Source organism: Ruminobacter sp. RM87, from assembly GCF_000701925.1.
GTDB classification, from domain to species: domain Bacteria; phylum Pseudomonadota; class Gammaproteobacteria; order Enterobacterales; family Succinivibrionaceae; genus Ruminobacter; species Ruminobacter amylophilus.
This window is the reverse complement of sequence record NZ_JNKD01000027.1, coordinates 29,952-40,241: the sequence shown is the minus strand read 5'-3', so window position 1 is coordinate 40,241 and position 10,290 is coordinate 29,952. Positions and strand designations below refer to the sequence as shown.

5 protein-coding genes are annotated in these 10,290 nt (G+C 43.8%); 1 reads left to right on the top strand and 4 read right to left on the bottom strand.

Annotated features, from left to right (window positions below; all coding sequences use genetic code 11):
• Together glmS and T489_RS0106650 are read right to left on the bottom strand one after the other, a co-directional pair.
• The coding region (gene glmS / locus T489_RS0106655; RefSeq protein ID WP_031579282.1) for a glutamine--fructose-6-phosphate transaminase (isomerizing) at positions 1–998 on the bottom strand (998 nt) is incomplete at its 3' end.
• 907 nt (positions 999–1,905) lie between these two features.
• Positions 1,906–2,436, bottom strand: a complete 531-nt coding sequence (locus T489_RS0106650) for a hypothetical protein (protein ID WP_031579281.1) — start codon at positions 2,434–2,436, stop codon at positions 1,906–1,908.
• A 511-nt stretch (positions 2,437–2,947) separates the two neighbouring features.
• On the opposite strand from T489_RS0106650, the gene zupT reads away from it, so the two are divergent.
• On the top strand, positions 2,948–3,772 hold the full coding sequence (zupT, locus tag T489_RS0106645) for a zinc transporter ZupT (protein ID WP_031579279.1): 825 nt from the start codon (positions 2,948–2,950) through the stop codon (positions 3,770–3,772).
• Positions 3,773–3,946: 174 nt separating this feature from the next.
• On the opposite strand, the gene T489_RS0106640 is transcribed toward zupT, so the two are convergent.
• Both T489_RS0106640 and rpoC read right to left on the bottom strand, forming a co-directional pair.
• Positions 3,947–5,404 (bottom strand): YdgA family protein, encoded by a 1,458-nt coding sequence (locus T489_RS0106640; RefSeq protein ID WP_031579277.1) that lies wholly within the window; start codon positions 5,402–5,404, stop codon positions 3,947–3,949.
• Between the two features lie 321 nt (positions 5,405–5,725).
• Positions 5,726–10,261, bottom strand: coding sequence for a DNA-directed RNA polymerase subunit beta' (gene rpoC / locus T489_RS13560; protein ID WP_369791971.1), 4,536 nt, complete (start codon positions 10,259–10,261; stop codon positions 5,726–5,728).
• Positions 10,262–10,290: the final 29 nt, after the last annotated feature.

Sequence of the window (10,290 nt, the reverse complement as noted above, 5' to 3'; positions counted from 1 at the left end):
GATGCTATTTCAACTGAACATGAAACATTCAGATACTGTTCCGTCCAGTATTTGGCTATCAGACCTGCGTGATATGACGTTCCGCATGCCACAATCTGAATATGTCTTACCTTTCCGAACAGTTCGACGGCATTGCTGCCGAACGCTTCAGGAATAAAATGACCGTTGGCAATGCGCTTATCCAGGGTGTTTCTTATGGCAACAGGCTGCTCATGAATTTCCTTTTCCATGTAGTGACTGAAGCCGTTCTTGTCAGTGGCATCATATCTGGAATCAGAAACGGTGATTTCTCTTTCAACCCTGTTGCAGTCTGAATCATATATGGTTACTGAATCCCCGGTGATTCTTGCGGTATCACCGTCTTTAAGATAAATAAATCTGCTGGTCTCGGACAGAAGAGCAATCTGATCTGACGCAACAAAGTTTTCATTCTGTCCCAGGCCGATAACCAGAGGAGAACCGCATCTTGCCACCACCATGGAATCAGGTTCGGCTGTATCAATGATTGCGGTACCGTAAGCTCCCTTAACTTGTTTAATGGCCTGCTGCAGAGCTTCAAGCAAACCGCAGCTCTGTTTTCTGTAATAATTTACAAGATGTACAAAAACCTCGGTATCAGTTTCTGAAGTAAAAATATATCCGTGTTTGATTAACATGGATTTGAGTTCAGCATAATTTTCAATGATACCGTTGTGAACCATTGCTATGGTTCCGGACATGTGGGGATGAGCATTCACTACTGACGGTTTTCCGTGAGTGGCCCAGCGGGTATGGGCAATACCTATACATCCGTCAATGGATTTTTCCGCCACACTGTTTTCCAGAACTGATACTCTTCCGAGACATCTGTCTCGTAAAATTTCGTATGAGTTACCGGCTGTCTTACTGATGAAGGCTACACCTGCCGAATCGTATCCACGATATTCGAGTTTTTTTAATCCTTCTATAAGAAAATTCTTAACGCTTCTTTTAGCTACGGCTCCGACTATCCCACACATATCAGTAAATACATCCTACAATATTCAGAGACAGGAGATACAAAGTAGATCCTGACAGGAATAAATTCTTAACACACCTTAATAAAAAAAATAATCCACTCTAGTGTACCACAGCCACCGACGGTTAAACGATTCACTTTATCACAAAATTTTAGCAGAACATTAAAATGTGATTTTACTCAAATTTCAAAATCTAATTTAGATTAAAAAAGAAACAAAGATTACAGATATTTTTTTTTGAGATTGTAATATCGGAAAAAATGACAAAAAAAAGACTCCAACCAAACGTTGGAGTCAAAACGTGCAATAGCACACGGGATAAAACTGATCACTAATACATTTAGCAAACAGCGTGCCAACTTTTAAAAATTGTTTAATATATAAATATTTATGATTTAAGTATAGATTTATCAAAAATAAAATATTGCATTACCAGCAAAACATCAATTTATTTATGGTATTTTGCAAAAATTATTGCAAAATACATAATCTGTCTTGCAAAATGCAAATATTTTTGCATTTTGCAATAATTTAATCATTAATGAAATTCTTACGGATTTATTAAATTTTTTTGAATATTCTGACAGTTTGATTATTAATTAACCAATCATACATAAAAACTTCCGTCTGCACATAAACTTTTATACCAGACATGAAATTTATAATAAAAATAACATAACCATCTTTTGCCAGAAAACAGATTCACGTTCCAGTTATATAAAAAAATCGTGAGAACTATCCTCACAACGGAATCAGAGGACATCAGCAAGCGGGAAGAATCCCCATTCTTCCCATATATCCGTCAGGATAGAGCCTCATACCATAGGAGTCTTCTGACTTTATCGCGAAAAAGACAACTGAAAATCCCCGAAACCTGCTGCAGAAAAATATTCTTAAGATAAAGCAGTTACTTCTTTACAAGAAATTCCTGATAAGCATTCATATACTTATCCATTTTTCTGAGAGTTTCAGGCGAAAAATCCTTTTCCTTGAGATAAGCCTTTCTCTTTTTTGCAAGTTCCTTCAGAACTACCTTGATTTTGCTCTGAACAGCTTCATCCTTCAGATAATCTCTTAATCTTCTGCCGATGTATTTGGCACAAAGAGCCGTTCCGTCCTCTCTGGACATTGTTTCCTTGTATTTGGTATTGTAACGGAGCCCCTTGCTTAAATCATATAAGGCCATCAGATAAGGGTACTTATCATAGGCATCATAAACAAACGCATCAGGACCTCTGTTCTTATCCCTGCTGTAGGCATCCTTGATTTCCTGATCAAGAGACTTGCTTGGCAGAACATTTTCCACAACCACGGCTTCGTCAACGCGCAGTTCCACAATTCTACGGAGAAGAAGTTTTTCAAGTTCGGTCTTTTCGTAACCGAGTCCGTTATCTACGGAAGATGAACGTTTCCCAAAAATTTTTTCCAAAAACACCATAACTACCCCTTTATGTTATTTTAGTTTTATTCAACGCGCTTTTAATTACTGTTTAAGAATGTTTTTGCGGAAATGACTCATCTAAACCTTTACACAGCATTCCATTGTGAACCTTTATTCTTTTATATTTATTTTTTGTTTTAAATTATCTCATTAAAGTTCCGCCTGTAAAACTGCATACCGGAACTCTTACACACAGCTTTCGGTAAAAAACCCGTTCCCTATTATAATTTAATGCCTTCAGCGATAATGATACAGAAATATAAATTTCAGATATTTAACATAATTATTTCAGTTTTTTACCACTTACATGATTTACATCTCATTATTCATCTTCTTTACAGCTGTTATCCGTCTTTCATAAGGCTGTCGTTTTTTATCTCTGACAAATATCCCGCATTAAGATAATCAGACATCACCTACATGAAAAAATCTCCCGCTTCACAAACGCCCATTATTGTTAGCTTGTGCTAACATTATCGCTGCAGACTTCATTCACGGAGATATTCATATGACAGAGAGTATCTGGACTCCCTTAATGTTAACCATGATTGCCGGACTTTCCACCGGTATAGGCAGCATCATTGCCGTAGTTAAAAGAAAACCAGGCAATATGTTCTTTTCAGTATCTCTGGGATTTTCAGCAGGAATCATTATTTTCGTATCTCTGGTTGAGCTTTACGGCAGTGCCAGAAATTCGCTTGCCGAAATCATGAATGCCGATACGGCCTACATGATTACGGTTCTGTCCTTTTTTGCCGGCATATCGGTTATTGCCGTCATCGACATGCTGATTCCCGAACCGGAAAATCCGCATGAATTTAAAATTGCGGATCTGCGCAGAACCGGACACAGTCAGGATTTTGAAAAGTATGCGTCTCTTAACCGTATGGGACTCATGATGGCTCTTGCCATAGGCATACACAATTTTCCGGAAGGGTTTGCAACCTTTATGGCAGGAACCACGGATACCTCCATCGCCCTTTCGGTTACCCTTGCCATCGCCCTGCATAATATCCCCGAAGGCATAGCCGTGGCGGTTCCCGTATATTTTGCCACGGGCTCCCGTAAAAAAGCATTCTTCTGGTCATTTGTCTCAGGACTTGCCGAACCGGCCGGAGGACTTCTGGGATACATGGTATTTTCAGGATTTGAAAGCTCCATGGTTATCGGCATAACCTTTGCCATGGTGGCAGGCATCATGGTGTACATAGCCATCGATGAACTTCTGCCGTCAGCGGAAAAGTACGGCATGCACCACCATACAATTATAGGTTTTACCGCCGGAATGTTTCTGATGGCAGTCAGTCTGATGATGTTCTCCGTAATGAACTGATATTTTCAGGTAACAGTCCGCCTGAAAAACATTATGTATTCCCTGACTTCCTCTGTATCTCTATGCAGAGATGCATCAGAGCCCCTGCGGAAACTCACACATACCTAAAACAAAAAATCCTGCCGCGTTGACCCACGGCAGGATTTCATCATCTGTCAGAACAAATCCGACCTATTACTTCAGAGGAGTACCGTTGATGGTACAGGAAACAATACCATTGGTACACATGAAGTTGGTTACGTACTTGTCAGCGAAGTTATTCTTATCGTACATGTTAATGAACTGCTGTACGGTTGCAAAAGCAGGATAGTTTTCAACCAGCTGGCTCATGGTGTTCTTGTTGAATTCAAGATGCATGTCAACCTTGGTAGAAGTCATCAGCTCCTGTGTGCTCTTGGCTCCGCCGAAATCAATATTTGCATCAAGATCAATCTTACCGTTGTTTAACAGTGTTGATAAGTTGATCTTATATACGGCACTGCCTATGAACTTGCCGTAGAATTCATTTGCAGTCTGCATGTCAAGATCACTAATACAGGTTCCTAAATCCTTGGACTTACAGGTCTTTTCCACATAACCGTAGTCAATACCTGATAAAGCGGCACTGAACTTCAGGTTGTCAAACACCAGAGCATCTCCGGCAATGTCATAAACAATCTGATCAACGGTAATATCGCCTGACAAGTTCTTTAATACCTTGTTTCCGGTAAATTCAGGTTCAGCGCTGTTAACCTTTAAATTTTTAATAACGAATCTGTCAGATTCCTTAGCCTTCTTTTCTTCCACGACAGGAGCTGCGGTTTCAGACTGTTCAGTCTGGGCAGCTTCAGCCTGGGCCACTTCCGTATTAGCCTGTACGGCAGCATCAGAACCTGCCTCATCTGCAGGAGTAGAGGAATATGAAGGGGAGGCAACATCCGCGTTTTCACTGCTTTCTTCTTCGTCCTCTACGAAGTATACTGAGAACTCATTGAGAGCGGCGCTTAATCTTTCAGAAGAAAAACCTGACATGGCAACCTTGAAGTTGGAAGTTTCAAGATTGAAGCTGTCCCACTTTGAGTGGTTGTCCTGATTGGTAAGATCAGAAACACCCTTTGAAGCCTGTCTCATGCTGTTGCTGAAAGTACCTTCAGACCAGCTTACTGAAACCTCATCATCCTTGTAGCTGAATGCAGGAAGAACAAAATCAGTATGAAGCACGTCAGCCCAGATTTCATATGATGAATTGATCTTCAGGGTCTTCAGATATTCAACAACCTGATGCAGAGGAAGGTCCAGAGACTGAGGATCAAGTTTTATCTCGGAATCAACCTTGGTAAAACCGTACTGATTGTCCTGAACCAGAGTGAAGATCTTCTTGGAACCGTTGTAGAAATCGTACTTGTATACATCAGAGAACAGTGAATCAGATGCTTCATCCTTGATAAAATCTACCGAAATGTTAGAGGTTATCGCCTTGTGATTGATTTCGGTTACAGAATTCTTGCATAGCTGTCTGTGCTGAGATTTTTCGTACATAGGAAGTCCGATAACGGCACTCGCGCCTGCAACGCCGAGCAGAACAACTGCGGCAACAATCCACTTGACTGAACTGCCTGAAGACTTTTCATCATTCATCTGGTAATTATCCATGTATATACATACTCCTAGACATGTAAAAATCATTCGAAGATTCCGTTCAGCATGATTAGTGAACACTCTCCGAACAAAAAAATTCATCCTTTATAAAAAATTCCGCCTGATACCGGCAGTTTCAAAAAACGTAATTCTAATGAAATATCATCCGTTTTTATGTGATTATTATAACATCTTTTAAACACTATAAATATAAATTTCGAACATATGCATAAAGCACCTGCCGGCTGACGGAATCCCAAAACAAAAAACCTCCTGAATATGAATTCAGGAGGTTTGATTTCAGTTTAACTCCGACTTTTAAGGTCAGACATCAGTTTAGTTGGTAAAACCGGTGTCGAGGTCTCTTAAAGCCTGAGCGATGTTCTGCTCACCGATCTGCTCGGATGACATGCCTTCAAGTCTTGCCTTTTCAAGAGCAGCCTTGCGGGCAAGTTCACGTCTGCGCTGATGGTAGCTGAAACCTGTACCTGCAGGAATCAGACGGCCAACGATTACGTTTTCCTTAAGACCGCGTAAATCATCAATCTTGCCGGCGATTGCAGCTTCAGTGAGAACCTTGGTGGTTTCCTGGAATGATGCGGCTGACATGAATGATTCAGTGCTTAATGCAGACTTGGTGATACCTAACAGGATATGACGATACTTGATAGGTTCCTTCTTCTGGGCAATGAGCTTTTCATTTGCAAGCTTAACGCGAGCCACTTCAACGGTGTCACCGTTTAAGAATTCTTCTGAATCGCCCTTGTCGAGGATTTCACACTTACGAAGCATCTGACGGGCAATCATTTCGATGTGCTTATCGTTAATCTTTACACCCTGTAAACGGTATACCTGCTGAACTTCGGATACGATGTAGTTGGCAACAGCTGGAATACCGCGTAAACGAAGGATATCATGCGGAGATTCAGGACCTTCGGCGATAGGTTCACCGCGCTGTACTTCATCACCTTCCATTACGTTGATATCACGGTTCTGTGGAACAGAGAATTCAACAGGGAGGATTGGATTACCGTATTCGTCCTTTGAACCTTCCTTAGGAGTAATGATAACCTTTCTCTTAAGACGGTTTTCACGACCGAAGCTTACAATACCGGTTTCTTCAGCAAGAATTGCAGGTTCCTTAGGAGCACGGGCTTCGAAGATATCGGATACGCGTGGAAGACCACCGGTAATATCCTTGTTACCTGAAACCTTCTGAGGAATGGTTGCAATTACGTCACCTACTGCAACATCCTGGCCTTCGATGATACGAACGATTGACTTAGGATGCAGTACGTATGAAATCGGATTGCCCTTGGCATCACAGATTGCATTACCGTTATCATCAATCAGTTCAACAGCCGGATGCATGTCCATGATTGACTTGTAGTTCTGGTACTGAGACAGGTAGTGCTTGTATGCCTTTTCCTGAGATTCGTACTCACGGATTCTAGCCTTGTATTCAGCCATCTTCTTGTCGTAGTTTTCATCGTCAGCCTTAGGCATTACAGGAGCATCCTTTGGCTTGCCCGGATTTACAGGGGCAGTCATACGATGACCGCTTTCACGAACTTCGATGTATGAATTACCGGTACCTTCTTCATCCTTACGGTCAACGGTAACACCGATTTCCATATCCTTGAAGCGAACCTTACCGGCAAATTCGGTAATGGTTGGGTGGTTGTGCGCATCCCATTCTGCAACGGTCTTGCCGCTAACAACCTTTTCGCCGTTCTTAACAAAGAGTACGGAACCGTATGGAAGCTTGTGTGATTCATACTTGGCATCATCAACATAGAGATGAGCAGAACGAGAAACAACAACAAGACGACCGTCAGGTCTGGTTACGGTACGGGCATCAATGATGATCTTGCCTGCACGCTTAACAACTACAGTGTTTTCAACTGCAGTACCGGAAGCCGCACCACCGATATGGAAGGTACGCATGGTAAGCTGGGTACCAGGTTCACCGATTGACTGAGCAGCCATAACACCGATTGCTTCACCCTTGTTAACCAGGTGACCGCGAGCCAGATCGCGACCGTAACACTTGGCACAGATACCGTACTTGGTGTTACAGGTGATTGCTGAACGAACCTTAACAGAGTCAATACCGTTTTCTTCGAGGAGATCACAGAGATCTTCAGTCAGCATGGTGTTGTAAGGAATGAGGATTTCATCCTTGGTACCAGGCTTGATGATGTCATCTGCAACAACACGGCCGAGTACACGATCTCTCAGGGTTTCAACACAGGTGTTACCTGAGTAGATTGCCTTGATTTCGAGACCGTCATGAGTACCGCAGTCGTCTTCGTTAACAACGAGGTCCTGAGCAACGTCTACGAGACGGCGGGTCAGGTAACCGGAGTTAGCGGTCTTCAGAGCGGTATCTGACAGACCCTTACGGGCACCGTGGGTTGAAATGAAGTACTGTAAAACGTCCAGACCTTCACGGAAGTTTGCGGTAATAGGAGTTTCGATAACCGCACCGTTAGGCTTGGCCATCAGACCACGCATAGCGGCAAGCTGAGAAATCTGCTTTTCACTACCACGGGCACCTGAGTCAGCCATCATGTAGATGTTGTTGAATGATGCCTGGGTTTCTTCTTCACCGAGGATGTTGACTGCCTTTTCAACCTTGAGGTTGTTCATCATTTCCTTGGACAGTCTTTCAGAAGCGCGTGACCATACGTCAACTACCTTGTTGTAACGTTCGCCACCGGTAATCTGACCTTCATCGTATTCGTTCTGAATCTTGGTGATTTCATTTTCGGCAGAACCGATAATGCTCTTCTTTGATTCAGGAACAAGAATATCGTCGGTACAGATAGAAGCACCTGAGAGCGCTGCGAACTTGAAGCCGGTGTACATGATCTTATCCGCGAAAATTACGGTTTCCTTAAGACCTAACGCACGGTAGCAGTTGTTCAGGAGAGCACCAATCTTCTTCTTTCCTAACGGAACGTTGGAAACGTACTTGAACCAGGTCTTTGGATTTGCCGCAAGTTCAGCTTCCTGTTCGGCGGTAAGCTTCATAGGAGGGTCAATCAGGTCAAAGCTTAATCCCTTTGGAAGGATGAGGATTGACAGAATCGCACGACCGATGGTGGTGTTGCGGATTTCAAAACGTTCTTCGTAGCTGCCGTCCGGCTGCTTGATCCATTCTCTGATACGGCACTTTACACGGGCCTGAAGTTCAGCCTGACCGGTACGGTACAGTCTTTCTGCTTCTTCAGCGTCGGCGAGGATCATACCTTCACCCTTGGCGCCTACACGCATACGGGTCATGTAGTAGAGACCGAGCACAACGTCCTGTGAAGGAACAACGATAGGATCACCTGATGCAGGTGACAGCAGGTTGTTGGTTGCAAGCATGAGGGCACGGGCTTCGAGCTGAGCTTCGAGAGTCAGCGGGAGGTGAACAGCCATCTGGTCACCGTCGAAGTCTGCGTTGAAGCCGGTACATACCAGCGGATGCAGACGGATAGCCTTACCTTCAATCAGTACAGGTTCGAACGCCTGGATACCGAGTCTGTGCAGGGTTGGTGCACGGTTCAGCATTACCGGATGTTCACGTACTACTTCGTCCAGTACATCCCATACTGCTGCATCCTCTCTTTCAACCATGCGCTTTGCAGCCTTGATGGTGGTAGCGAGGCCCTTCTTTTCAAGACGGCCGTAGATGAACGGCTTGTAGAGTTCGAGAGCCATCTTCTTCGGCAGACCGCACTGATGCATGCGGAGGAACGGACCTACGGTGATTACGGAACGGCCTGAGTAGTCAACACGCTTACCGAGGAGGTTCTGACGGAAACGGCCCTGCTTACCCTTGATCATGTCTGCAAGAGACTTGAGAGGACGCTTGTTTGAACCGGTTACCGCACGGCCGCGGCGACCGTTATCGATGAGGGCGTCAACAGCTTCCTGAAGCATACGCTTTTCGTTACGTACGATGATGTCAGGAGCACATAATTCGTTAAGTCTCTTCAGACGGTTGTTACGGTTGATAACACGACGATAGAGTTCGTTAAGGTCTGAAGTTGCGAAACGACCGCCTTCCAGTGGAACCAGAGGACGTAAATCAGGTGGAAGAACCGGTAATACGGTTAAAATCATCCATGCAGGATCGTTCTTTGACGCAATGAAGTCCTTAACAATGTTCAGACGACGGGTCAGGTTCTTTCTGTTGGTTTCTGAACTGGTGGTTTCCAGCTGCTGACGGATATCAGCTTCGATCTGATGAAGGTCGGCCTTCTTCAGAAGTTCAAGCAGAGCTTCAGCACCCATCTTTGCTTCGAATTCTTCGAAGTGTTCGTTGATCATATCGAAGTATTCTTCTTCGGTAAGGATCTGATGTTCGTAAAGGTCGGTGTCACCGGGATCGGTTACAACATACTTTTCAAAATAGAGAACACTTTCAATATCGCAGAGCTTCATGTCGAGAATGAAGCCGATACGGGACGGAAGTGACTTTAAGAACCAGATATGAGCTACAGGAGCAGCAAGTTCGATGTGACCCATACGTTCACGACGAACCTTGGCCTGAGTAACTTCTACACCGCACTTGTCACAGATGGTACCGCGATGCTTTAAACGCTTGTACTTACCGCAGAGACATTCGTAGTCCTTGGTAGGTCCGAAAATCTTGGCGCAGAAGAGACCGTCTCTTTCAGGCTTGAAAGTACGGTAGTTAATTGTTTCAGGCTTCTTAACTTCACCGTAAGACCATGAACGGATCTTATCAGGAGAAGCAAGGCTGATTCTGATTGCATCGAACTCAGCTGAATCTTCGTGCTTCTTGGCACCGGCATTACGGCTGAATTCAGAGAACTTACGGTCAATGCCTGAAGCGGCGGAAGACATGGTATCCATGATCTTTAAGCCGTCATCATTATTCTGTA